The organism is Bradyrhizobium sp. DOA9 (genome assembly GCF_000617845.2).
Taxonomy (GTDB): Bacteria; Pseudomonadota; Alphaproteobacteria; order Rhizobiales; family Xanthobacteraceae; genus Bradyrhizobium.
The window spans coordinates 6,777,491-6,802,057 of record NZ_DF820425.1 but is presented as its reverse complement, the minus strand read 5'-3'; the positions used below and the strand labels follow the sequence as shown (position 1 = coordinate 6,802,057).

General features: G+C 65.2%; 24 protein-coding genes. 20 read left to right on the top strand and 4 right to left on the bottom strand.

What is annotated here, in order from left to right; genetic code table 11:
* The first annotated feature begins 74 nt into the window (after window positions 1-74).
* Window positions 75-1,592, top strand: a complete 1,518-nt coding sequence (locus BDOA9_RS31980; protein ID WP_025038030.1) for a Do family serine endopeptidase — start codon at window positions 75-77, stop codon at window positions 1,590-1,592.
* Between the two features lie 155 nt (window positions 1,593-1,747).
* Here BDOA9_RS31980 and serB read toward each other — a convergent pair whose 3' ends face one another.
* Window positions 1,748-2,653 carry a phosphoserine phosphatase SerB gene (gene serB / locus BDOA9_RS31975; RefSeq protein ID WP_025038029.1) on the bottom strand — a complete coding sequence of 302 codons (906 nt, stop codon included), beginning with the start codon at window positions 2,651-2,653 and terminating at the stop codon, window positions 1,748-1,750.
* A gap of 11 nt (window positions 2,654-2,664) precedes the next feature.
* Here serB and miaA point away from each other — a divergent pair, with 11 nt between their 5' ends.
* From miaA to ilvC, 8 genes are all read left to right on the top strand, one after another.
* Window positions 2,665-3,606 carry a tRNA (adenosine(37)-N6)-dimethylallyltransferase MiaA gene (gene miaA / locus BDOA9_RS31970; RefSeq protein ID WP_025038028.1) on the top strand — a complete coding sequence of 314 codons (942 nt, stop codon included), beginning with the start codon at window positions 2,665-2,667 and terminating at the stop codon, window positions 3,604-3,606.
* Window positions 3,607-3,934: 328 nt separating this feature from the next.
* On the top strand, window positions 3,935-5,710 hold the full coding sequence (locus tag BDOA9_RS31965; RefSeq protein ID WP_025038027.1) for an acetolactate synthase 3 large subunit: 1,776 nt from the start codon (window positions 3,935-3,937) through the stop codon (window positions 5,708-5,710).
* 4 nt (window positions 5,711-5,714) lie between these two features.
* Window positions 5,715-6,698 (top strand): threonine dehydratase, encoded by a 984-nt coding sequence (locus BDOA9_RS31960; protein WP_025038026.1) that lies wholly within the window; start codon window positions 5,715-5,717, stop codon window positions 6,696-6,698.
* 23 nt (window positions 6,699-6,721) lie between these two features.
* Window positions 6,722-7,264 (top strand): acetolactate synthase small subunit, encoded by a 543-nt coding sequence (gene ilvN / locus BDOA9_RS31955; protein WP_018640841.1) that lies wholly within the window; start codon window positions 6,722-6,724, stop codon window positions 7,262-7,264.
* A 3-nt stretch (window positions 7,265-7,267) separates the two neighbouring features.
* A complete protein-coding gene (locus BDOA9_RS31950; protein WP_025038025.1) occupies window positions 7,268-7,963 on the top strand; it encodes a class I SAM-dependent methyltransferase in 696 nt (231 codons plus the stop codon).
* Between the two features lie 49 nt (window positions 7,964-8,012).
* Complete coding sequence (locus BDOA9_RS31945) at window positions 8,013-8,888, top strand: EamA family transporter (RefSeq protein ID WP_025038024.1); 876 nt, start codon at window positions 8,013-8,015, stop codon at window positions 8,886-8,888.
* 7 nt (window positions 8,889-8,895) lie between these two features.
* A complete protein-coding gene (locus BDOA9_RS31940) occupies window positions 8,896-9,498 on the top strand; it encodes a LysE family translocator (RefSeq protein WP_025038023.1) in 603 nt (200 codons plus the stop codon).
* Window positions 9,499-9,631: 133 nt separating this feature from the next.
* A complete protein-coding gene (gene ilvC / locus BDOA9_RS31935; protein WP_025038022.1) occupies window positions 9,632-10,651 on the top strand; it encodes a ketol-acid reductoisomerase in 1,020 nt (339 codons plus the stop codon).
* Between the two features lie 142 nt (window positions 10,652-10,793).
* Here ilvC and BDOA9_RS31930 read toward each other — a convergent pair whose 3' ends face one another.
* A complete protein-coding gene (locus BDOA9_RS31930; RefSeq protein ID WP_025038021.1) occupies window positions 10,794-11,414 on the bottom strand; it encodes a hypothetical protein in 621 nt (206 codons plus the stop codon).
* Between the two features lie 107 nt (window positions 11,415-11,521).
* Here BDOA9_RS31930 and BDOA9_RS31925 point away from each other — a divergent pair, with 107 nt between their 5' ends.
* The 4 genes from BDOA9_RS31925 (at window position 11,522) to BDOA9_RS31910 (ending at window position 15,508) form a co-directional block, all read left to right on the top strand.
* A complete protein-coding gene (locus BDOA9_RS31925; RefSeq protein ID WP_025038020.1) occupies window positions 11,522-12,178 on the top strand; it encodes a TetR/AcrR family transcriptional regulator in 657 nt (218 codons plus the stop codon).
* A 68-nt stretch (window positions 12,179-12,246) separates the two neighbouring features.
* Complete coding sequence (locus tag BDOA9_RS31920; RefSeq protein WP_025038019.1) at window positions 12,247-13,224, top strand: ABC transporter substrate-binding protein; 978 nt, start codon at window positions 12,247-12,249, stop codon at window positions 13,222-13,224.
* Window positions 13,225-13,283: 59 nt separating this feature from the next.
* Window positions 13,284-13,571, top strand: coding sequence for a DUF1330 domain-containing protein (locus BDOA9_RS31915; protein ID WP_025038018.1), 288 nt, complete (start codon window positions 13,284-13,286; stop codon window positions 13,569-13,571).
* A 224-nt stretch (window positions 13,572-13,795) separates the two neighbouring features.
* Window positions 13,796-15,508 (top strand): sulfatase-like hydrolase/transferase, encoded by a 1,713-nt coding sequence (locus tag BDOA9_RS31910; protein WP_025038017.1) that lies wholly within the window; start codon window positions 13,796-13,798, stop codon window positions 15,506-15,508.
* A gap of 18 nt (window positions 15,509-15,526) precedes the next feature.
* Here BDOA9_RS31910 and BDOA9_RS31905 read toward each other — a convergent pair whose 3' ends face one another.
* Window positions 15,527-17,083, bottom strand: a complete 1,557-nt coding sequence (locus BDOA9_RS31905; RefSeq protein ID WP_025038016.1) for an ABC transporter permease/substrate-binding protein — start codon at window positions 17,081-17,083, stop codon at window positions 15,527-15,529.
* Entirely contained in the window at window positions 17,080-17,862 is a 783-nt protein-coding gene (locus tag BDOA9_RS31900) for an ATP-binding cassette domain-containing protein (RefSeq protein WP_025038015.1), read from the bottom strand. The genes BDOA9_RS31905 and BDOA9_RS31900 overlap by 4 nt, the downstream gene beginning before the upstream one ends.
* A gap of 287 nt (window positions 17,863-18,149) precedes the next feature.
* On the opposite strand from BDOA9_RS31900, the gene BDOA9_RS31895 reads away from it, so the two are divergent.
* From BDOA9_RS31895 to BDOA9_RS31865, 7 genes are all read left to right on the top strand, one after another.
* Window positions 18,150-18,965, top strand: a complete 816-nt coding sequence (locus BDOA9_RS31895; protein WP_025038014.1) for an ABC transporter ATP-binding protein — start codon at window positions 18,150-18,152, stop codon at window positions 18,963-18,965.
* Complete coding sequence (locus BDOA9_RS31890; protein WP_025038013.1) at window positions 18,965-19,753, top strand: ABC transporter permease; 789 nt, start codon at window positions 18,965-18,967, stop codon at window positions 19,751-19,753. Before BDOA9_RS31895 ends, BDOA9_RS31890 begins: the two co-directional genes overlap by 1 nt.
* A 149-nt stretch (window positions 19,754-19,902) precedes the next feature.
* Window positions 19,903-20,928, top strand: coding sequence for an ABC transporter substrate-binding protein (locus BDOA9_RS31885; RefSeq protein ID WP_025038012.1), 1,026 nt, complete (start codon window positions 19,903-19,905; stop codon window positions 20,926-20,928).
* A gap of 28 nt (window positions 20,929-20,956) precedes the next feature.
* Window positions 20,957-21,661: a hypothetical protein gene (locus tag BDOA9_RS31880; protein WP_025038011.1), complete on the top strand. Its 705-nt coding sequence runs from the start codon at window positions 20,957-20,959 to the stop codon at window positions 21,659-21,661.
* 93 nt (window positions 21,662-21,754) lie between these two features.
* On the top strand, window positions 21,755-23,077 hold the full coding sequence (locus BDOA9_RS31875) for an ABC transporter substrate-binding protein (RefSeq protein ID WP_025038010.1): 1,323 nt from the start codon (window positions 21,755-21,757) through the stop codon (window positions 23,075-23,077).
* Window positions 23,078-23,089: 12 nt separating this feature from the next.
* Window positions 23,090-23,857, top strand: a complete 768-nt coding sequence (locus tag BDOA9_RS31870; protein ID WP_025038009.1) for an ABC transporter ATP-binding protein — start codon at window positions 23,090-23,092, stop codon at window positions 23,855-23,857.
* Between the two features lie 3 nt (window positions 23,858-23,860).
* Window positions 23,861-24,565 carry an ABC transporter ATP-binding protein gene (locus tag BDOA9_RS31865; protein ID WP_025038008.1) on the top strand — a complete coding sequence of 235 codons (705 nt, stop codon included), beginning with the start codon at window positions 23,861-23,863 and terminating at the stop codon, window positions 24,563-24,565.
* The last annotated feature ends 2 nt before the right edge of the window (window positions 24,566-24,567 follow it).

The window sequence follows — 24,567 nt, the reverse complement described above, 5'->3', positions numbered from 1 at the left end:
GTGAAGCTCCGCGCTTGCGCCGTGCCCCTGTTCGAGCGCAGTCTGGCGCCGAATCCCTTTGTCTGGAGATCACAATGACCGCTGCCACCATTGCCCCGTCCCGATCGCGCTGCCGCGTGCGACTTGGTGTGCGAGTTGGGCTGGCCGCGCTCGCCGTCGGTGCTTTCAGCGCGTTCGGCACGCCGGCCCATGCACGCGGACCGGATGGCATCGCCGACGTCGCCGAGAAGGTGATCGACGCGGTCGTCAACATCTCGACTTCGCAGACGGTCGAGGCCAAGGGGGGCGGCAGCAACTCCATGCCGCAACTGCCGCCAGGATCGCCGTTCGAGGAGTTCTTCGACGACTTCTTCAAGAACCGCCGGGGTCCCGGTGGCGGCAGCAAGGGCGGCGACAATAACCCGCCGCGCAAGACCAACTCGCTCGGAAGCGGCTTCATCATCGACACGTCGGGCGTCGTCGTCACAAACAACCACGTCATTGCGGATGCCGACGAGATCCACGTCATCCTCAACGACGGCACCAAGATCAAGGCCGAGCTGGTCGGCGTCGACAAGAAGACCGATCTCGCCGTGCTCAAGATCAAGCCGCCGAAGCCGCTGGTCGCGGTGAAGTTCGGCGATAGCGACAAGCTGCGCCTCGGCGACTGGGTGGTCGCGATCGGCAATCCCTTCAGTCTCGGTGGCACGGTGACCGCCGGCATCGTCTCGGCCAAGAACCGCGACATCTCCTCGGGGCCGTACGACAGCTACATCCAGACCGACGCCTCCATCAACCGCGGCAATTCCGGCGGTCCGCTGTTCAACCTCGACGGCGACGTCATCGGCGTCAACACGCTGATCATCTCGCCGTCCGGCGGCTCCATCGGCATCGGCTTCGCCGTGCCGTCGAAGACGGTGGTGGGCGTCGTCGACCAGCTCCGCCAGTTCGGCGAGCTTCGCCGCGGCTGGCTCGGCGTGCGCATCCAGAGCGTCACCGACGAGATCGCCGAGAGCCTCAACATCAAGCCCGCGCGCGGTGCGCTGGTTGCCGGCGTCGACGACAAGGGCCCGGCCAAGCCCGCCGGCATCGAGCCCGGCGACGTCGTCGTCAAGTTCGACGGCAAGGACGTCAAGGACCCGAAGGATCTGTCCCGCGTCGTCGCCGACACCGCGGTCGGCAAGGAGGTCGATGTCGTCATCATCCGCAAGGGCCAGGAGGAGAGCAAGAAGGTCACGCTCGGCCGCCTCCAGGATCCGGAAAAGGTGCAGGCCGCGGTGAAGACCGACGAGCCGGCGCCGGAGAAGCCGGTGACGCAGAAGGCGCTCGGCCTCGATCTCGCAGCGCTGAGCAAGGATCTGCGCACGCGCTACAAGATCAAGGACAGCGTCAAGGGCGTGGTCGTCACCAATGTCGACGCCAATTCGGACGCCGCCGAGAAGCGTCTGTCCGCCGGCGACGTCATCGTCGAGGTGGCGCAGGAGGCGGTGTCGAGCGGCGCCGACATCCAGAAGCGGGTCGACCAGCTCAAGAAGGACGGCAAGAAATCGGTGCTGCTGCTGGTCTCGAACGGCGAGGGCGAGCTGCGGTTCGTCGCGCTGAGCGTGCAGTAAGGGGACGCCATTCGCCCCATACTCGCTGTCATCACCCGCTAGTGCGCAATTGCGCACAGGGGCGGGTGATTCAGTATTCCAGGGACGGCGCGGGGATACCGAGAAGCCGCGGCGTACTGGATGCCCCGCCTTCGCGGGGCAGGACAGGGGAGGCTTTAGCCCTCCACGAACTCGTCCCGCCGATAACCCTGCGCATAGAGCAGCGCGGTGAGATCGCCGTGGTCGATCCGCGCCGCCGCGGCGGCAGCCACCGCCGGCTTGGCGTGATACGCCACACCGAGCCCCGCCGCCTGGATCATCGCCAGATCGTTGGCGCCGTCGCCGACCACGACCGAGTCGATGTCGTCGAGATCGAACGATTCCATCAGGTCCACCAAGGTCGCGAGCTTCGCGGCGCGGCCGAGGATCGGCTCCTTCACTTCGCCGGTGAACTTGCCGTCGCGCACGACGAGCTCGTTGGCACGGTTCTCCTGGAAGCCGATCCTGGCGGCGACCGCGCGCGTGAACAGCGTAAAGCCGCCGGAGACCAGGCAGGTATAGGCGCCGTGCGCGCGCATGGTGGCGACCAGCTCGCGGCCGCCCGGCGTCAGCGTGATGCGCTTGGCCAGCACCTCGTCGACCGCACTGGCGGGCAGGTCCTTGAGCAGCGCGACGCGCTCGCGCAGCGCCGGTTCGAACTCGATCTCGCCGCGCATGGCACGTTCGGTGATGCCTGCGACATGCGCCTTGACCCCGACGAAATCGGCGAGCTCGTCGATGCATTCCTGGCCGATCATGGTGGAATCCATGTCGGCGAGAAAAAGCTTCTTGCGCCTGAAGCCAACAGGCTGCACGACGATGTCGATGGGCAGATCGCCGCGGAGCTCGCGGAGCCGCTGCTCGATGGCGTGGCGGTCGCCTTCGAGGTTACTGTCGGCGCCGAAGGGAATGTCGACCGCAACCCCGTCGAACAGCCAGTGCGCGGGCGCCGCCTGCGGCAGCACGGCGCGGGCGCCGTCGACGATGGTCGAGTCGAGCGCGGGATTGTCGGGGTTGCAGATCAGCGTGGCGACGAGGGACATTTGAGGTTTTCGTGAGCGAGGGGCATCCGAGCAAGGCCGTGCTTATCGCAGGCCCGACCGCCAGCGGCAAGTCGGCGCTGGCGCTCGAGCTTGCGCTCGCCGCCGGTGGCGTCGTCATCAATGCCGATTCCATGCAGGTCTATCGGGATCTGCGCATCATCACGGCGCGGCCGACGGCGGCGGACGAGGCGCTCGTGCCGCATCGTCTCTATGGTCACGTCGATGCCGCCGTGAATTTCTCGGCTGGTGCCTGGGTAGGCGATGCGGCAAAGGCCCTCCATGAGGCGAGGGCGCAGCGACGTCTGCCGATCTTCATCGGCGGCACCGGCCTCTATTTCAAGGCACTGACCACGGGCCTCTCCGTGGTGCCGCCGATTCCCGCCGAGCTGCGCGAGGATGTGCGCGCGCGGCTGGAACGGAACGGCGTCGAAGCGCTGCATGCGGAACTCGCAGCCCGCGATCCCCGGGCGGCCGAGCGATTGAACCTGCGCGACCGCACCCGCATCGCCCGCGCGCTGGAGGTGATCGAGGCAACCGGCCGTTCACTGCTCGACTGGCACCGGGAGGGACAGCCGCCGCTGCTGCCCAAGGACAGTTTTCGCGCGGTCTTCCTCGCGCCCGAGCGTGACGAGCTCTATGCCCGCATTGATGCCCGTTTCGATGCCATGCTGGGTGCCGGTGCACTCCAGGAGGTCGAGCGGCTCGCCGCCAGACGTCTCGATCCGCTGCTGCCGGCCATGAAGGCGCACGGCGTGCCGTCCTTGATCCGGCATCTGCACGGCGAGCTCAGCCTGGAGGACGCCGCCAGCATCGGCCGCGCCGATACCCGCCATTACGCCAAGCGGCAATTCACCTGGTTCCGGCACCAGCTGCCGGACTTCGAATGGGTGAGGCCGGAGGAGGCGAGGGGATGGCTGGCCGCGATCGTGACGGCGGAGCGGGACCCCGAATGACGCGCATTTGTGCCGGGTTCCCGAATTTACCTCTCGCCGAACCCGGGGAACACCGCTACACTGCCTAAATCGCGCGGGAACGGCCACATTGCCTTGACATCCAGGCTTTGGCCGCTATGTTTCGCGCAACCTTTGGGAAGCCGAGCGCCTGCCATGCGTAACATTATTACCAAACTCCTTATCGCCGTCGTACCCAGGCACACCGCCGGGGATGGCTAGCTGCCATCCACATGACAGGCGGTGTGCATGGGCCCTCTTCGGGGCCTTTTTTATTTCCCGAACCCGACACGAACGAAGCCGCTGACAACAGCGCATCCGGAGCAAGCCAATGAGCGACAAGAGCCACGATCCGAACCAGATGACCGGCGCCGCGATGATCGTCCGCGCACTCATCGATCACGGCGTGACCGACATTTTCGGCTATCCCGGCGGCGCGGTGCTTCCGATTTACGACGAGATCTTCCAGCAGAGCGAGGTCCAGCACATCCTGGTCCGCCACGAGCAGGGCGCCGGCCATGCCGCCGAAGGCTATGCGCGCTCCACCGGCAAGCCGGGCGTTGCGCTGGTGACCTCCGGCCCCGGCGCCACCAACATGGTGACGCCGCTCACCGACGCGCTGATGGACTCGATCCCGCTGGTCTGCATCTCCGGCCAGGTGCCGACGCATCTGATCGGCAACGACGCGTTCCAGGAATGCGACACCGTCGGCATTACGCGCCCCTGCACCAAGCACAATTGGCTGGTGCGCGACGTCAACGATCTCGCAAAAGTGCTGCATGAGGCCTTCTACGTCGCGACCTCGGGCCGTCCGGGCCCGGTGCTGGTCGACGTGCCCAAGGACGTGCAGTTCGCCACCGGCACCTATCATCCGCCGCGCAAGTCCGACGTGCACCGCTCCTACGCGCCGCGCGTCAAGGGCGACGCGACGCAGATCCGTAAGGCGGTTGCGCTGCTCGCGGGCGCCAAGCGTCCCGTGATCTACAGCGGCGGCGGCGTCATCAACTCCGGCCCCGAGGCGACCAAGCTGCTGCGCGAGCTGGTCGAGGTCACCGGTTTTCCGATCACCTCGACGCTGATGGGCCTTGGCGCCTATCCGGCGTCGGGCAAGAACTGGCTCGGCATGCTCGGCATGCACGGCACCTATGAGGCCAACATGACGATGCATGATTGCGACGTCATGCTGTGCGTCGGCGCGCGCTTCGACGACCGCATCACCGGCCGCGTCGATGCGTTCTCGCCCGGCTCGAAGAAGATCCACATCGACATCGATCCGTCCTCGATCAACAAGAACATCCGGGTCGACGTGCCGATCATCGGCGATTGCGCCAACGTCCTCGGCGACATCCTCCAGGTGTTCAAGGCGGAGGCGAAGAAGCCCGACATCAAGTCGTGGTGGCAGCAGATCGCGCAATGGCGCGCCCGCAACTCGCTCTACTACAAGAAGAGCAACGACGTCATCCTGCCGCAGCACGCGATCCAGAGCCTGTTCGAAGCGACGCGCGGCAAGGATACCTACATCACGACCGAGGTCGGCCAGCATCAGATGTGGGCGGCGCAGTTCTACGGCTTCGAGGAGCCGCATCGCTGGATGACATCGGGCGGTCTCGGCACCATGGGCTACGGCCTGCCGGCGGCGGTGGGTGTGCAGGTCGCCCATCCCGACAGCCTCGTCATCGACATTGCGGGCGATGCCTCGGTGCAGATGACGATGCAGGAGATGTCGACGGCGGTTCAGTACGAGCTTCCGATCAAGATCTTCATCCTGAACAACCAGTACATGGGCATGGTGCGCCAGTGGCAGCAGCTGCTGCACGGCAACCGGCTGTCGCATTCCTATTCGGAGGCGCTGCCGGATTTCGTCAAGCTCGCGGAGGCCTACGGCGCCGTGGGCCTGCAGGTGCACAAGCCGGCCGATCTCGATGGTGCGATCAAGGAGATGATCTCGGTCAAGCGCCCGGTGCTGTTCGACTGCCGCGTCGCGGCGCTGGAAAACTGCTTCCCGATGATCCCCTCCGGCAAGGCCCACAACGAGATGCTGCTGCCGGAGCAGGCCAACGACGAGGCCACCGCGAAGGCGTTCGCCGGCGGCAAGGCGCTGGTGTGACGTCATGTTCGACCTGAAGGAGCTCGAACGCGCACATGCGATCGTGGGGCAGGCGGTGCCGGCGACGCCGGCGCATGCCTGGCCGTTGCTCGCAGCTCGGCTCGGCACCGAGGTCGTGGTCAAGCACGAGAACCACACGCCGATCGGCGCCTTCAAGGTGCGCGGCGGCCTCGTCTATCTCGAACGGCTGAAGCGCGAACGGCCGAAGACGCCGGGCATCATCTCGGCGACGCGCGGCAATCATGGTCAGAGCCTCGCCTTTGCCGCGAGCCGCCACGGCGTGCCCGCGGTAATCTATGTGCCGCGCGGCAACTCGGTCGAGAAGAACGGCGCGATGAAGGCCCTTGGCGCCGAGCTGGTCGAACACGGCGAGGACTTTCAGGCGGCACGCGAGGAAGCCGAGCGCCGCGCGCAGTTCGCCGGGCTCCACATGGTGCCCTCGTTCCACCCGGATCTCGTTCTTGGCGTTGCGACCTACGCTCTCGAACTGTTCCGGGCAGCGCCCGACCTCGATATCCTCTATGTGCCGATCGGGCAGGGCTCCGGCATCTGCGGCTGCATCATGGCGCGCGACCTGCTCGGCCTGAAGACCGAGATCGTCGGCGTGCAGTCGACGGAAGCGCCGTCCTATGCGCTGTCGTTCGCAGCCGGAAAAATCCTGACGACCGAGACGGCGAACACCCGCGCCGACGGCATGGCGACGCGCATCCCCGACGAGGATGCGTTCGCGCTGATCCGCAAGGGCGCCTCGCGCATCTTAGAGGTCACCGACGACGAGGTCGCCGCCGCGATCCGCGCCTACTGGACCGATACGCATAATCTCGCCGAAGGCGCCGGCGCAGCCGCGCTGGCCGCGGCGCTGCAGGAAAAGAGCAAGCTGAAGGGCAAGCGCGTCGGTCTCGTGCTGTCCGGCGGCAATATCGATTTCGATCTGTTCCGCCGTTGGGTCGGGACGGAGGCGCCAGCCAAAGAATCGGCCAAGGCGTGACGGAGAGACAAGAGGGGACGACAATGAACCAGCCCGCATCCGCCTATTTCATCGAGGACCGTCACGACCCCAACGAGACGCATACGCTTGCGGTGCTCGTGCAGAACGAGCCGGGCGTGCTCGCGCGCGTCATCGGCCTGTTCTCGGGGCGCGGCTACAACATCGAGAGCCTCACGGTCTCGGAGACCGAGGCCCAGAAGCATCTGTCGCGCATCACCATCGTCACCACGGGCACGCCGATGGTGATCGCGCAGATCAAGAACCAGCTCGACCGCATGATTCCGGTGTATCAGGTCGTCGACATGACGCAGACCAAGCGCTCGATCGAGCGCGAGCTGGCGATGGTGAAGGTGCGCGGGCAGGGCGAGCACCGCGTCGAGGCGCTCAGGCTGGCGGATGCGTTCCGCGCCCGGGTGATCGACGCCACCACCGAGAGTTTTGTGTTCGAGATCACAGGCAATACCGACAAGATCAATCAATATATCGACCTGATGCGCCCGCTCGGCCTCGTCGAGGTGTCGCGCACCGGTGTTGCCGCGATCGGCCGCGGGCCTGAAGGGATGTGAGCCATGTTGGCGCGCGACTGGTACTACAACGAGCGGAACCGGATGGGGATCGAGCCCGCTGTGGCCTCGATCTACGACAACCATGACGATGCCGATCTGCGGGCGCGCGCCGCGCTGAAAATGCTCGGGGTCCAGCGTGGCTGGCGCATCGCCGATATCGGCTGCGGCAACGGCGTGCTCGCCACCGAAGCGGCGTTGTTGGGGGCCGACGTCGACGCCATCGACATTTCGCCGGCGATGCTGGCGCTGGCCGAGATCTATGCCCGCGACCGCAAGGCGCCGGTGCGCACCCAATCCGCCGGTCTGCTCAGCTTCGCCTACCGGCCGGAATCCTACGATCTCATCGTCAGCGAGTTCACGCTGCACCACCTGCCGGATTTCTGGAAGGCGGTGGCGATGTCGCGGATTTTTCGCGCGCTCAAGCCCGGAGCGACGTTTTACCTCCGTGACATTGTTTATTCATCGATGCCCGACGCGGTCGAGCGTGACGTCGAGCAATGGGCTGATTTCCAGATCAAGAACCACGATTTCTCCCGCGAGGGCGTGGTGACCCACATGCGTGACGAGTATTCCACCTTCGGCTGGGTGATGGAGCGGATGCTGACCGACGTCGGCTTCACGCTGATCTCGGCCGACTACCACGCACCGATGCACGGCACGTATTTGCTGCGGAAACCGAAAGCCGGCGAGCAAGGCTAAACAAGAACAACAAACAGGGCTGCACGACAAAGCAGAACCGGAAACAACAATGAAGCCGGCCGATATCCTCATCGCCGTCATGGTGGCGATCATCTGGGGGCTTGCCTTCGTGGCGAGCCGGATCGCGCTCGACGAGCTTTCGCCGGAGCTGATGACGGCGTTGCGCTTCACCGTTGCGGCGGTGCCGTGCCTGTTCATTCCCAAGCCGAAAGTCGCCTGGTCGCTGCTGATCGGGATCAGCTTCACGTTGTTCCTCGGTCAGTTCCTGTCGCAAGCCTACGGCATCGCCCACGGCGTCCCGGTGGGCCTCACCTCCGTCGTCGTGCAGAGCCAGGCGCTGTTCACGATCGGCTTTGCCGCGATCCTGTTCGGCGAACGTCCGACGCCGGTGCAGACGCTCGGCGTCGCCATCGCCGCGGTGGGCTTGCTGATGATTTGCGGGACTGTCGGTTACGATTTCAGCGTCGGCGCATTCGCGGTTCTGATGATCTCGCCGCTCAGCTTCGCCATCGGCAATCTGCTGTTGCGCGGTGCGCGCGGCGTGCCGATGTTCGACCTGTTCGCGTGGCTCTGCCTCGCCTCTGCCGTGCCGCTATTCGTGCTGGCGCTGATCGCCAATGGCCCGGCATCGACATGGATGTCGCTGACGCACATGTCGCTGACGTCGGCGCTTTGCATGCTGATGCTCGGCGGCGTCTCCACCAGCATCGCCTATTGGCTGTGGGGCCGCCTCTTGCATGATTATCCGGCTGCGCAAGTGGTGCCGTTCGCACTGCTGGTGCCGTTCGTCGGCTCCGCCGCCTCCAGCATCGTGTTCGGCGAACGGTTCGGCCCGCTTCGCCTCGCCGGCATGCTGACCGTGATCTTTGGGATCGCCGTGATGGTGCTGGCGAAGCGCCCGCAAGTTCTGCCGAAGACGGCGTGAGGCGATGATGACCTACTCGCTCTTCTACGCCTTCCTCGTCTTCATGGTCGTGATGTACTTCACGCCCGGGCCGAACAACATCATGCTGCTGTCCTCCGGCCTGACCTACGGCTTCCGCCGCACCATCCCGCACATCGTCGGAATCGTGCTCGGCTTCGCCTTCATGGTCGCCGCGGTCGGCCTCGGGCTCGGCACTGTGTTCCTGGCCTATCCGATCCTCCAGACCATGCTGAAATATGCCGGCGCCGCCTACCTGATTTACCTCGCCGCCGTGATCGCCATGGCCGGTCCGGCCAAGCCGGGCGAGGAGAATGGCCGCGGCCCGATGACCTTCTGGGGCGCGGCGATGTTCCAGTGGATCAACGCCAAGGGCTGGGTGATCGTAATCGGCACCATCACCGCCTATGCGGCGATCGCCCAATTTCCGATCAACATCGCGATCCAGACCGTGATCAGCCTCGTCGTCGGCACCGTCTCGACCGTGGTCTGGGCGCTGTTCGGCACCGCATTGCGGCCGGTCCTGACCTCCGAGCGGCTGGTCCGCGCCTTCAACATCCTGATGGCGATCCTGCTGCTGGCCTCCCTCTACCCCGTTTTCATGGATGCATGATGTCGCGGATTTCCATGCAGAAACGGGTTTCCCTCTGGGGCCGAAATGCTCTAGACAGCCCCCGAAATCCGCCAATTTCACCCTTCGGACACTGACCATCGGCCGATTTCGGCCCTGAACGAGGAAACGACCCATGCGTGTTTATTACGATCGCGACGCCGACCTGAACCTGATCAAGGGCAAGAAGGTCGCCATCGTCGGCTATGGCAGCCAGGGCCATGCCCATGCGCTCAACCTGAAGGATTCCGGCGTCAAGGACGTCGCCATTGCGCTGCGCAAGGGTTCGGCTTCGGCCAAGAAGGCGGAAGCCGCCGGCTTCAAGGTGCTCGAGGTTGCGGAAGCCGCCAAATGGGCCGACCTCGTCATGATGCTGACCCCGGATGAGCTTCAGGGCGACATCTATCGCGAGCACCTGCACGACAACATGAAGAAGGGCGCCGCCCTCGTGTTCGCGCACGGTCTCAACGTCCACTTCAATCTGCTCGATCCGCGCGCCGACCTCGACGTGCTGATGATCGCGCCGAAGGGCCCCGGCCACACCGTGCGCTCGGAGTATCAGCGCGGCGGCGGCGTGCCCTGCCTGATCGCGATCGCCAAGGACGTCTCGGGCAATGCCCATGACCTCGGCCTGTCCTACGCCTCCGCCATCGGCGGCGGCCGTGCCGGCATCATCGAGACCACCTTCAAGGAAGAGTGCGAGACCGACCTGTTCGGCGAGCAGGTTGTGCTCTGCGGCGGCTTGGTCGAATTGATCAAGGGCGGTTACGAGACCCTGGTCGAAGCCGGCTACGCGCCCGAGATGGCCTATTTCGAGTGCTTGCACGAAGTGAAGCTGATCGTCGACCTGATTTATGAAGGCGGCATCGCCAACATGAACTACTCGATCTCCAACACCGCCGAATACGGCGAGTACGTCACCGGTCCGCGCATCATCACCGACGAGACCAAGAAGGAGATGCGCAAGGTTCTGGCCGACATCCAGGGCGGCAAGTTCGCCCGCGATTGGATGCTCGAGAACAAGGTCAACCAGACCTCGTTCAAGGCGACCCGCGCCAAGCTCGCTCAGCACCCGATCGAGGAAGTCGGCGCCAAGCTGCGCGACATGATGCCCTGGATCAAGAAGGGCGCGCTGGTCGACAAGACGAAGAACTGACGTCTGCGCCGGGATTCCGGGTTCGCGCTTAACGCGCGCCCCGGAACGACGGGCGAAATTCAAGCTTCGCTCGCCAATCCAGATCTTGGACCTTGGCGACTATGGTCGAGCGAGATCGCAAACAGCGGTCTCGCTCTTTTCATCAGCCTGCCGGGACGGTCTGCCCACGCGGATGGCGGGCCATCGCGATCATGCGCAGCGCCATCACGATCAGCAGCGGAAGCAGGAAGGCGGCATAGAGCGGCATCGTCGGCACGCGCTTGCCGAACGAGACCATGAACTGGAACCAGAGGTAATAGCCGCCCACAAGGTGCAGGGCCCGCCAGGCGCGCGGGCCGATCAGTGCGGCGGTGCGGTCGAACGACGTCGTGCTCATGGCGATGATGAAGCCGTAGCCGATGCCGCCGAAGATGTACGAGGCCGCCGAGGTGGCCTCGGCAAATCCGGCCGGATCCATCCTGGCAAACGTCATGATTTCAGCCGCGTGGATGGCGTGGGAGGCCGCGAAGCTGAGGCCCAGATAGCGGCGGTTGCGCTTCTGCCAGCGCGTCCACGCATTGGGCCAGAGCCGCGCCAGCGCCGCGGCGCTGAAGGCGAGGCAGAATAACAGGAGCGAGCTTCGCGCCGTGAAGCGGACCACCATGCGAACGCCCTCGACCTCGAACTGCCGCATCGAGGCGATCCACAGGCTGAGTGCGATCAAGCTCAAGCAGAGGGCGGCCAGTAGGCGCCAGCCTTCGAACCAGCTCTGACGTTCGGACATGGGCGATCTCCCTCTCTATGTAATCGATGATTACATTTGGAGTTGAGGGTGGCGTCAATGGTGTAATCATTGCTTACATTCACGTTCGGGTGAGGCTAGAAAGATTCATGCCTGTCCGCCAGCCATCCAAGCCGCGCGCCCGTCGTCCCGCCGCCGAAGCCCGGCCGTACCATCACGGCGACCTCCGCCGCGTGTTAATCGATGCTGCGCTGCAACTCGCAGCGGAAGGCGCCGAAGTCTCGGTGCGGGAGGCGGCACGCCGGGCCGCGGTGTCGCCGGGGGCGCCGTTCCGGCACTTTCCCAACCGCGATGCGCTGATGGCGGCCGCGGCCGAGGAGGCGCAGCGGCGCTTCCGCGCCGAGATCGAGACGGCGCTGGCTGAGGCTCCGGCCGCCGACCCGCTCGGCCGCTTCCGTGCCTTTGGTCTCGCCTACTTGCGTTGGGCGATGCGCAATCCCGCGCATTTCGAGATCATCTCGACTGGGCGCTATTTTGCCCATGGCAGTTCGCCCGAGTTGACGCGAGACAACGCCGAGCTGATCGCGCTGACGGAACAGATGCTGGCTGATGCGGCAGCGCAAGGCCTGCTGCGGTCCCCCGACCTCACGCGCATCCAGATCGCCGGGCGCGCCCTCGTCTACGGTATCGCCCGAATGAATCTCGACGGCCATTTCCCGCGCTGGGGCGTCGGGGAGGACGAGATCGAGCAGATGGGGGAGGGGGTGATCGATCTTTTCATTGCCGGGATCTCTCGGGGTCAGTAGCGGGCGCCGGGACTTGCGTTTACACTCGCGCGCATATTCCAAATCAATATTTGAGTCCTACGACAAGAATGGATCGACGCACATTTGTTCTCGCCGGTGGCATCGCCCCGCTTTGGATTTCTCCGGCTCTGGCGCAAAGCTCGCGTCCTGTGGTCGGACTGCTCGCCAGCGGCTCGCCGGACACCTTCGCGACGGTGGTCACCGGGTTTCGAGAGGGCCTCGTTGCAGCCGGCCTGACTGAGGGACGCGACGTCGCCATCGAGTATCGCTGGGCGCAGGGTCAATTCGACCGGCTGCCTTCGCTCGCCGCGGAGCTCGTCCAGCAGCCTGTCGGCGTGATCGTCACGATGGGCGGCAACGTGGCTGCACTGGCGGCCAAGCGGACGACATCGACCATTCCGATCGTATTCCTGACGGCCGACGATCCGGTGTCCTCAGGTCTGGTGGATAGCCTGAGCAGGCCGGGTGGCAACGTCACCGGCGTGACCTGGCTCGCTGCCGAACTGGGCGCGAAGAACCTGGAGCTGGCGAGCGAATTGTTGCCGGAGGCTGCGACCGTCGGCGTCCTGATCAACCCGAACCGGCCGACCGCAGCGGCCCAGCTCGCAAACGCTGAGGCCGCGGCCAAGGCCATCGGCAAGACATTGCTCGCGTTCAAGGCCGGCAACCGGGACGATATCGAGAAGGCGTTTGCAGACATGGTGCCGGCGCGCGTCGATGTGCTGTTCGTCACGGTCGATCCGGTCTTCATCGTCAATCGCGTCCAGATCATCCAGGCGGCAGCGAGGCTGCGGCTGCCGACGCTGTATTTTCAACGCGAGTTCGTCGATCTCGGCGGCCTGCTGAGCTATGGAGCCAGCGCGCAGGATGCCTCGCGCCTCGTCGGAGGCTATGCGGCGCGGATCGTGAAGGGGGCCAAGCCGGCCGATCTCCCCGTCCAGCGCTCGACCAGGGTTGAGACGATCGTCAATCTCAGGACGGCGAGAGCGCTCGGCATCGCGGTTCCGCCAACCCTGCTCGCGCGTGCCGACGAGGTCATCGAATAGGCGATCGCGCGGCCGGCGCGAAGCCGGCAGGTCCGTTGTTGACTAGGGGGCAGATTGAAATGGCAGCTTACGTGATTTTCGACGTCGAGATCAGGGATCCCCAGCAGTACCAGAGCTTCATGCGGGGCGTGAAACCCGCATTGGAGGCGGCGGGCGCCAAATATCTGGCGCGCGGCGGAGCTCATAAAGTCTATGAGGGCGATTGGGAGCCCCGCCGGATCGTCATCCTGGAATTCCCGTCGGTCGCTGCTTGGGAGGAGTTCTACAGCGGCGCCACCTACCAGGGCCTCAAAGCGATCCGGGATGCCTGTAGTTCAGCCCGGTTGGTCAGCGTGGAAGGCGTTTAGCGCAACGGGGGCATGGTCGAGGATGGCGGCGGCCGCGAGCGTCCGATTAGCCATGAGCCACCATTGAGCGAAGGTCGGACGGCGTTGCGCGTTGCCTGTCCTTGACCGTTCCGTTACAGTTTTATGACACGGTGCAGGCTTCCGGCTGCTCCGGACGCCTTGGCCGTTTTTCGGGCCGGCCAGGCTTGGCATCACCGCGCCGGACCAGAAGTTGCGTGTCGTCGATGGCGTCCGCGCCCAATCCAGGTCCTTCTGCCACGACCGCCGTACTGGCGAGCGTCGCCGCGCTCGGCATCTGGCGACTGCTCGCGGTTGCAGTGCCGCATCTGGCCGCGCTCGCGCTGATGTACGAAACCGAGACCGATTTCGGCTCGCGCCTCTCCTTCGCGCTGGCCTGGGGCATCCTCAACTTCTTCTGGATCACGCTGCTGCGCCGGCCGGCGCTGTCGGGCGCGCTGTCGCTGACAATGGTCGTCGTGTTGGTGCTGCTGTCGCAGCTCAAGCACGACGTCGTGCAGATGACGGTCAACTTCATCGACCTGATGATGATCGACCGCGACACCGTCGCGTTCCTGTTCACGATCTTTCCGAATTTGCGCTGGTCGGTGATCCTGGCCGGCCTCGTCACGCTGCCGCTGATGTACGCGCTGTGGTGGCTCGATCCGTTTCGCATCCGGCGCCTGCCGGCGCTCGCCTGCAAGCTCGCCTGCCTTGCCGCCCTGGTCGGCTATTCGATCTATCACCCGGACGAGGCCTGGCGCGGCTATTACGACGACGGCTATCTCTCGAAATTCTTCCGCTCGGGCGTCACGGCCGTCTCCGACTTTGCGCGGCACGGCTTCATGGAAGCGGCTGCCTCGACCGGCGAGCGGCTCAACATGCCGCTGGTCGATGCCTGCCACCCCGCCGGCCGCCGACCCAACATCATCATGATCCATGATGAATCGAGCTTCGACATCCGCGCCGCCCAGGGCATCAAGGTGCCGCCGCGCTATGGCGACCATTTCAAATCGTGGGACGGCAAGCAACGCGCGTTCCTCGCCGAGAGCAATGGCGGGCCGAGCTGGTTCACCGAATACAACGTGCTCGCTGGGCTCTCCTCGCGCTCGTTCGGCCGTTTCGCCTATTTCGTCACGCGCATCGCCTCGAGCCGGGTCGAGCGCGGCCTGCCGCTGGCGCTGCGCCGCTGCGGCTATGACACGCTGTCGCTCTATCCCGCCCATGGCGGCTTCATGGGCGCGCGCAGCTTCCAGATGACGACGGGAATCGAGCGTTTCCTCGATTCCAAGGATCTCGGCGCCAAGGATGTCGAGCCCGACAGCTTCTTCTACGACAAGGCGCTTCAGCTGATGGGTCAGCAGCCGCCGAACAAGCCGCTGTTCACCTTCATCTATCTCGGCGCCAATCATTTCCCCTGGGAGACGCGCTTCCGACCGGACTTGCTGCCGAACTGGCGCGCGCCGGGCAATGTGCCGTCCATCGACGAATATCTGCGCCGCCAAACCATGAGCGCCGAGCAGTACAAGGCGTTCGTTGCCGGTTTGAAGAAGACCTTTCCCGGCGAGCCCTTCCTGATCGTGCGCTACGGCGATCATCAGCCGGAATTCGCGCCTGCCATCCTCGAGCCGGGGCTCGACGAGGGCACGATCGGCAAGAAGCTCGACGCCTACGATCCGCGCCTCTACGCGACCTATTACGCCATCGACGCCGTCAATTTCGAGCCGGTGAGGAGCGAGGCCGTGATGGACACGATCGACGGCCCCTATCTGCCGCTGGTGGTTCAGGAAGCCGCCGGCATCCCGCTCGACCCCTCCTTTGCCGAGCAGAAGGAGATCATGCTCCGCTGCAAGGGCATCTTCTACGGCTGCAAGGATGGCGCCGAGGCGCGGCGGCTGAACCGGCTGCTGATCGATGCGGGGATGATCCGGGGATTGTAGCCTCTCTTGGCCGCGAACCTACGGCTTGATCTTCTCCCACAACCACTTCGCCACAGCATCGGGCGATGAATTCGCATCATTGCCGCTGGCGCGCAGGTTCGCCTCGCGCATGGTGGCGATGTCGATCTTGCCGAGCATTGGCTTGAGCGCCGCGTGCAGTTGATCGTCACCGGCGCGCTTTGGCGCGAGCAGCAAGATCGCGTCGTAGGGCGGGATCGCGTGTTTGGGATCGTCGAGCGCTGCGAGCTCGTACTTGGCGATCAAGCCGTCGCTGGTGTAGCCGGCGATGACGTCGACCTCGCCGCTGGCGACCGCCGCATACATGAAGTCCGGCTGCATCTGGCGCTGGGCGCGGAACTGCAGCGCATAGGCCTTCTGCAAGGCCGCCCATTCGGGCCGCGAGAAGAATTCGTAGTCGCCGGCAATCGACAGCGTCGCCGCATGTGCCGCGAGATCGGCGACGGTTCGGATGCCGAGCGCCTCGGCGCGCCGTCTTGGCATCACCAGCGCATACGCGTTCTCGAAGCCGAGCTCTCCGAGCAGGGTAATGTTGTCCCTGGCGAGCGCCGTCTTCAATTCCGCCACCAGCTCGGCGCGCGGCTTGATGTCGGTACGATGCAGCTGGTTGGCCCAGAGCGTGCCGGAATAATCGACATAGAGGTCGATGTCGCCGGCCTTCAGGGCCTGGAAGATCACGCTGGAGCCGAGGCCTGAGCGCGCCGTCGCGGACAGACCGGCGGCCTGGAGGCGGTCCCTCATCAACGCCGACAGCACATATTGCTCCGCGAAGGTCTTGGCACCGACCACATAGCCCGACGACGAGCGCCCCATGGTCGGCACCAGCGTTGCTGCGACCAGCGCCGCGATTCCGAGTGCGCCGAGGCCGCTGCGCACGCGATTGCGGCGGCGCAGGCCGTTCTCGATCAGCCCAAGCAGCTGGTCGACCGCGAGCGCGAGCAGGGCGGAGGCCGCGCAGCCGAACAGCACGAATACCCAGTTCTGGGTCTGGAGGCCCGCGAAAATGTAATTGCCGAGGCTGGTCTGCCCGATCGGCGTCGACAGCGTCGCGGTGCCGATCACCCACACCGCCGCGGTGCGGATGCCGGCCATCATCACCGGCAGCGCCAGCGGCAGCTCGACGATGACGAGCGATTGCCGCGCGGTCATGCCGACGCCCTTGGCAGCCTCGATCAGCGCGGGATCGATGCCGTTGAGGCCGGTGATGCCGTTGCGCAGCACCGGCAGCATCGAATACAGCGCCAGCGCGAGCATCGCCGGCAGGAAGCCGAACGCCGAGAAGGATATTCCGAACCAGGCCAGCGTGACGGAAGCGGCCAGCAGCAGCAGCGGATAGAACAGCGCGAGCAGTGCCAGCCCGGGTACGGTCTGTACGATGCTGGCGAACGCGAGCAGGATGCTGCGCGGTGCCGGACGGTTGCGCGTCAGGATCGCCAGCGGCAGGCTGACGGCGAGGCCGAGCGCGAGCGCGGCGAGACTCACCCGCACATGGTTGCCGAGGTAGTCAGGCAGATGCGACAGCGCCTCGGCCCAGCGTGGATCGGCGAAGAGGCTCATGCCGCACCGCCCACCGGCAGCAGCACATTCAGTCGTTCGACTTGGCGCCGCGGAGTCCGCAACAGCTCGAGCACGTAATCGCTGCTGCTGCTAGAGAGCTCCGCAGCCGTACCCTGCGCGAGCAATCGTCCGCCGCGCATCACCGCGATGCGGTCGGCGAGCAGGATCGCCTCGGTCATGTCATGGGTGATCATCACGGTGGTCAGGCCGAGCTTGCGGTGCAGCGAACGATAATCGTCGCCGAGCGCATCGCGCGTGAGCGGATCGAGCGCGCCGAACGGCTCGTCCATCAGCACGATGCGGGGTCTTGCCGCGAGCGCCCGCGCCACGCCGACGCGCTGGCGCTGGCCGCCGGAGAGGGCCTCGGGCAGCCGGCCGCGATGCGACGCGCGGTCGAGCCGCACGAGCTCCAGCAGCTCGTCGACGCGCCCTGCGATTGTCGCAGCCGCCTCGCCGAGCAGCTTTGGCGTGATGCCGATATTGTCGGCGACGCTTAAGTGCGGAAACAGCCCGCCGCTCTGGAAGACGTAGCCGATCCGCCGACGCAGCGCGACCGGATCGACATTCCGCACGTCCTCGCCTTCGACCGTGATGGTGCCGCTATCGGGCTCGATCAGCCGGTTGGCAAGCCGCAGCAGCGTGGTCTTGCCCGAGCCCGAGCCGCCGACGATCGCCACAAACTCGCCGTCGGCGACGTCGAACGACACATCGTCCACGGCCTTGAGCGAGCCGAAGCTCTTGCTGACCTTTTGATAGCTGATCGCCGGTTTGGCAGACATCGTGCATGGCCTCGCTCTTACCCTCCCCTGGAGGGGGAGGGTCGACTCACATTGAGCGCAGCGAAATGTGAGACGGGGTGGGGTGATCTCTCAACACGGGCAGTGCTGGATGTCGAGAGACCGTCACCCCACCCCGGTTCGCATTCCGCTTCGCTTCATGCGTACCGACCCTCCCCCTCCAGGGGAGGGTGAGAGCACGGCAAGTCGTCATGCGTAGCACGCCCGGCGCCTCGATTGAACTTGGCCGCGTGAGCGGGTAAGGCATCGCCTGAGTTCGGAGGAAGCACATGACGCCCACGGCAGTGGCGCTGGAAGACACCAAGGTTGCGTTCCGTCTGGGAGACGGGCGGGTCTACACGGCCGTGGAGAAGGCCCATCTCGCGGTGGCGCAGGGCGAGTTCGTCGCCATTGTCGGGCCCACGGGGTGCGGAAAATCGACGCTGCTCAACGTTGCGGCGGGCCTGCTCAAGCCGGCCGCGGGCAGCGTCAGGATTTTCGACCAGCCGTTGGCCGGACTGAATCGGGATGCCGGCTATTTGTTCCAGGCTGATGCGCTGTTCCCCTGGAAGACCGCGCTCGACAATGTCGCGATCGGGCTCGAGATCAAGGGTACGCCGCGCACGGAGGCCTTGTCGCAGGCGCAGAAATGGCTGACCGCCGTCGGCCTCGGCGCCTTCGCGAACCGCTATCCGCACATGCTTTCGGGCGGCCAGCGCAAGCGCGTGGCGCTGGCGCAGGTGCTGATCCGCGATCCGAAGATCCTGTTGATGGACGAGCCGTTCGGGCCGCTTGATGCGCAGACGCGCCAGGTCATGGGCAATCTGCTGCTCGACTTGTGGAACGCCGACCGCAAGGCCGTGCTGTTCGTCACCCACGATCTCGAAGAGGCCATCGCGCTCGCCGACCGCGTGGTGATCATGTCGGCGGGGCCGTCCTCGCGCATCATCGGCGACTGGCGCGTTGGCCTGGCCCGCCCGCGCGACATCTTCGAGGTGCGCCTCGACAAGGAATTCCATGCACTCCATCGCGAGATCTGGAGCGTGCTGAAGGACGAGGTGATGAAGGGTTACGCGCAGTCCACCCGGGCGGCGGAGGCGGTCTGATGTCGCGCACGACGCTGTTTGCGCTGCAGGTCCTGGTCGCGGTCGTCGGCCTGGTGCTGTGGCAGGTGCTGTCGACCGTCCCCGTGTTCGGCAAGATCCTGTTGCCGCCGTTCTTCTTCTCCAACCCGCTCGATGTGTTCAGCCAGATCGTGAAATGGTTCGCCTCCGGCGTGATCTGGAAGCACCTCGGCATCACGCTCGCGGAATCGATTCTCGCCTTCGTGATCGGATCGCTCGGCGGGGTGCTGGTCGGCTTCTGGTTCGCGCGCCAGCCGCTGGTCGCCGCGGTGTTCGACCCCTATGTGAAGATGGTCAACGCACTGCCGCGCGTCGTGCTGGCGCCGATCTTCGCGCTGTGGCTCGGGCTCGGCATCTGGTCCAAGGTCGCGCTCGGCGTCACCCTGGTGTTCTTCATCGTCTTCTTCAACGTCTATCAGGGCGTGAAGGAAGTCAGCCGGACCGTGCTCGACAACGGTCGCATGCTCGGCATGAGCGAGCGGCAGTTGATGCAGCACGTCTATTGGCCGTCGGCGCTGTCCTGGATGTTCTCGTCGCTTCATACCTCCGTCGGCTTCGCGGTGGTCGGCGCGGTGGTCGGCGAATATCTGGGATCTGCGGCCGGGCTCGGCTACCTGATCCAGCAGGCCGAGGGCGTGTTCGACGTCGCCGGCGTGTTCGCCGGCATGTTCGTGCTGTCGGCCTTCGTCATCCTGATCGACTTCGGCGTCACGCTGGTGGAGCGGCGTCTCCTGGTGTGGCGGCCAACGGCGTCGGATGGGCGGGGGTAGGGAGCAAGCCAATTTGATCGCGTCGATGCGATGCGGGTCTTGTGTTGGGCATGCTATTGCGCCGAAGGGCCGATAGCCAGCCCGCTCAGCAGTGCTTCTCAAGCCGGCCCCGCTGCTCTATGGTGCCGCCGGCCGAACGGAGGAAACCAATGAAGAACACGATTGCCAGGCTCGCGGGCGCGCTGCTCGCGCTGACGCTCACCAGCTCGCTTGCCGCGGCGCAAAGCAAAGTCACCATCGCGGTCGGCGGCGGCTCCTGCCTGTGCTATCTGCCCACGGTGCTGGCCAAGCAGCTTGGCGAATACGAGAAGGCCGGCCTCAGTGTCGAGCTGGTCGACCTCAAGGGTGGCTCGGACGCGCTCAAAGCCGTGCTCGGCGGCAGCGCCGACGTCGTCTCAGGCTATTTCGACCATTGCGTCAATCTCGCCGCCAAGAAGCAGGAACTGCAATCCTTCGTGGTCTATGACCGCTACCCCGGCCTCGTGCTGGTGGTCGCGCCCTCGCGCACCAACGAGATCAAGTCGGTCAAGGATCTCGCCGGCAAGAAGGTCGGCGTCAGTGCGCCCGGCTCCTCCACCGACTTCTTTCTGAAATACATGCTCAAGAAGAACGGGCTCGATCCCACCAGCGTCGCCGTGATCGGCGTCGGCCTCGGCGCCACCGCGGTGGCCGCGATGCAGCAGGGCCAGATCGACGCGGCCGTGATGCTCGATCCGTCCGTGACCGTGCTGCAGGGCAGCCACAAGGATCTGCGCATCCTCTCGGACACCCGCACCCAGAAGGATACGCTGGAGACCTTCGGCGGCGAATATCCGGGCGGCGCACTGTATTCGACCGTGGCCTGGATCAATGGTCACGAGAAGGAGGCGCAGGCGCTCACCAACGCGATCCTCGCCACGCTCGCCTGGATCCATTCCCACAGCCCCGAGGAGATCATGGCGAAGATGCCGGAGGAGACCGTGGGCAAGAACAAGGACCTCTATCTTGCCGCACTGAAGAACACGATCCCGATGTACTCCGAGACCGGCAAGATGGACCCGAAGGGGGCGGACGCCGTGCTCGCGGTGTTCAGTGTCGGCTCGCCCGAGGTGGCGAACGCCAAGATCGACGTCAGCAAGACCTTCACCAACAAATTCGTCGAGCAGGCCAAGAAGACCACCGGGAGCGCCAAATAGCCGACGCGAAGGCGTGGTATCGGGCGTCATGACGTCACCAATCATTCATCGCGTCACGACGCTCGATCTTGCGGTGCGGCCGATCGTGTGGCCGTTCGCCGAGGAGCGCCGCGCCGAGATCGCGGCGCATTTCGCCGAGAAGCAGCGCGAGCGGCCGAAGATCTGGAACGGCCGCGTCCTGATCGGGCGCGATGCCGTGTTCAGCGACGGTCACCTGACGGCGACCTATTTCGAGACCGATTTCGCAAGCTTCCTCGCCTGGCGCGACTGGGGCTTTCCCGACAAGGCCGTGTTCAACGGCTTTGGCATGGGGGCGTTGCGCGCCTCCGACGGCGCCTTCATCATGGGCGAGATGGCGCCCCACACCGCCAATGCCGGCCGCATCTACTTCCCCTCGGGAACGCCGGATCTCGACGACGTCAGGGACGGCGCGCTCGACATTCCCGGCAGCGTCGTCCGCGAGCTCGGCGAGGAGACCGGCCTGACCGCGGCCGACTACCGGATCGAGCCCGGCTGGCACTGCGTGGTCACCGGCCCCACGATCGCGATGTTGCAGGTCATCAACCTGGACATGCCGGGCGATGTGGCCCGCGCCCGGATCGAAGCCAACCTTGCGCGCGAGACCGAGCCGGAGCTGTCGGCCATTCATCTGGTGCGCGGGACCGGCGATCTCAGGCCGTCGATGCCGCGATTTGTCACGGCCTTCGTCGAGCAGCAGTTCGCGGTGCGCTGATGCGCGAGGCTTGACATCGCCGCGCGTAGCCCATGTGATGGGCAGAAGAAATTGCACCAAGAATGCAATGCACAATCGTCCAGGGAGGTTTTGATGCGCCTGCGCATGGCTGCCCGTTTGGTACGTGGGCTGTTGGTCGTGATATCAGCGACGGGCTTGGCGGCGTCTGCCGCGGCCCAAGACAAGGCTCAAGAGAAGAAGCTCAAGATCGGGGTCATCTACGATCTGACCGGCCCGCTCGCCGGCGGCGGCTCGGAGCTGCAATACACCGGCGCAAGGATCATGCTGGATCAGTACAGCGCGAAGGACGTCGAAGGCTACAAGATCGAGGCGATCTATGCCGATGCCCAGAGCAAGCCGGATATCGCCATCAATGAAGCGATCCGTTTGATCGAGCAGGAAAAGGTCGACATGCTGCTCGGCTTCTTCTCCTCGGCGCAATGCGTGCCGGTGGCCGCGCGCGTCGAGCAGCTGAAGAAGTTCATGTGGATCACGACCTGCATTTCGTCGGCGGTGCTGGAAAACAAGAACTACAAATACGTGTTTCGCCCGCAGGCCTCCGGCGATCAGTTCGGCATGATGACGATGGACTTCATTGCGCAGAACACCAAGGAAAAGCTGGGCAAGGACCCGAAGGACCTGCGGGTCGCGATCATCCACGAGGACGGCGCCTACGGCGTCGACGTCGCCAAAGGCAACGAGGCCGGTGCCAAGAAGGCCGGTTTCAACATCGTGCTCAGAGAAGGCTATTCGGCGACGGCCCCGGATCTGTCTGCGCTGGTCACCAAGCTGAAGCGGGCCAAGCCGGACGTGGTCTTCCATACCGGCTATAATCCCGACATCACCCTGTTGCTCCGGCAAGCCCGCGAACAGGGGCTGAAGTTCGGCGCACTGGTTGGACATGGCGCCGGCTACGGGGTCTATGAGAAGCTGAAGGAAGGCCTGGGCGCCGACGTCAACTACGTCTTCAACACCGATCCGATCTCGATCTGGCTCGCCAACCAGAAGAGTATGGATCCGAAGCTGCCGCCGATCATCAAGGCGGTTGGCGAGGAGTTCGACAAGCGCAAGCCGGGCGTGGCCATCCGTTCGGCCCATGTCGGCATGGCTGCGTCCAACACCTACTTGTTCCTGACCGACGTGCTGCCGCGAGCAATCAAGAAATATGGCGGCGTCGATCCCGACTCCCTGCGCAAGGCCGCACTGGACACCGACATACCCGAAGGCGGCACCATGCTCGGCTTCGGTGTCAAATTCCACGGTGAAGGCTCGCCAATGGCCGGCCAGAACGAGCGCTCGTTCCCGGTCGTGATCCAATACGTCGACGACAAGTCCTATGTGGTGTGGCCCAAGAGCCAGGCGCAGCGCGAGGCCGTGCTGCCGCTGCCCAAGGGCACCACCTACAGCAACCAATAACGGGGTGCTGCGGTGTTGGAAGTCAGCGGATTGGTGAAGCGGTTTGGCGGCTTCACCGCCGTGAACAACGTCTCGTTCCAGGTCGATCAGGGCGAGATCCTCGGCCTGATCGGCCCCAACGGCTCGGGCAAGAGCACGATCTTCAACATGCTCTCCGGCACGCTGGCGCCGACCTCCGGATCGATCATGTTCTCCGGGCACGAAATCGCGGGCCTCGCGCCGCACCGGATCATCAACAGCGGCATCGGGCGGACCTTCCAGATCCCGCGGCCCTTCCGCCGCCTGAGCATTTTCGAGAACGTCGCGCTTGCCGGCTTCTACGGCCAGGGCCGCCACAGCCGCGCCAAGGCCGAGGAGGCGGCCGAACGGTCGCTGGCGATGGTCGGCCTGCCGACCGACCGCCATGCCAGCGTCGATGGGCTGGGCGCAGCAGGGCTGAAGAAGCTCGAGCTGGCGAAGGCGCTCGCCACCGCGCCGAAGCTGTTGCTCGCCGACGAGAGCCTCGGCGGCCTCGACGAGGCCGAGATGGACCAGGCCGCGGACATGCTGCGCAACATCCGCGACGAGCTCGGCATCACCATCATCTGGGTCGAGCACATCATGGGCGTGTTGATGCGCGTCGTCGACCGCGTCATGGTGCTCGATCACGGCGAGAAGATCTCGGAAGGCCTGCCGAGCGCGGTGGCGGGCGATCCGCGCGTCATCGAGGTCTATCTCGGCACCGATGCCGAGACCACGCAGGCCGCGGCCGCCGAAGCGCGCCGCCGCGCAGGGGGCTAGCCGATGCTGGAGCTTCGCGGCGTCAATGCCGGCTATGGCACCTTCCAGGCGCTGTTCGACGTCAATCTCGACGTGAAGGCCGGCGAAGCCGTCGGCGTGATCGGCCCCAACGGCGCCGGCAAGACCACCTTGATGCGCGTCATCTCCGGCCTGATCCGCCCCTCGCGCGGATCGATCAGGATGGAGGGCGTCGACGTCGTCGCGACACCGCCGCACAAGATCGTCAGCCTCGGCATCGCGCATGTGCCGGAGAACCGGCGGCTGTTTCCACAGCTCACGGTCGACGACAATCTCAAGATGGGCGCCTTCATGAAGGAGGCGCGGGACCATTACGCCGAGCGGCTAGAGGTGGTGTTCGACCTGTTTCCGCGCCTGAAGGAGCGCCGTCACCAGATGGCCGGCACCATGTCCGGTGGCGAGCAGCAGATGTGCGCCATCGGCCGGGCGATGATGTCCAATCCGAAACTGTTGCTGCTCGACGAGCCCTCGGCGGGGCTGGCGCCGGTCGTGGTGCAGCAGGTGTTCGAGCTGGTGAAGCGGATCCGCGCCAGCGGGTTGACGGTGCTGATCGTCGAGCAGAACGTGCAGCAGGTGCTGAAGGTGGTCGACCGCGCCTATTTGATCGAGGCGGGCACGATCCGCGCGTCCGGCAGTGCGGCCGAGATGTTGGCGAGCGACACGGTCAAGGAAGCTTATCTCGGGGTTTGATC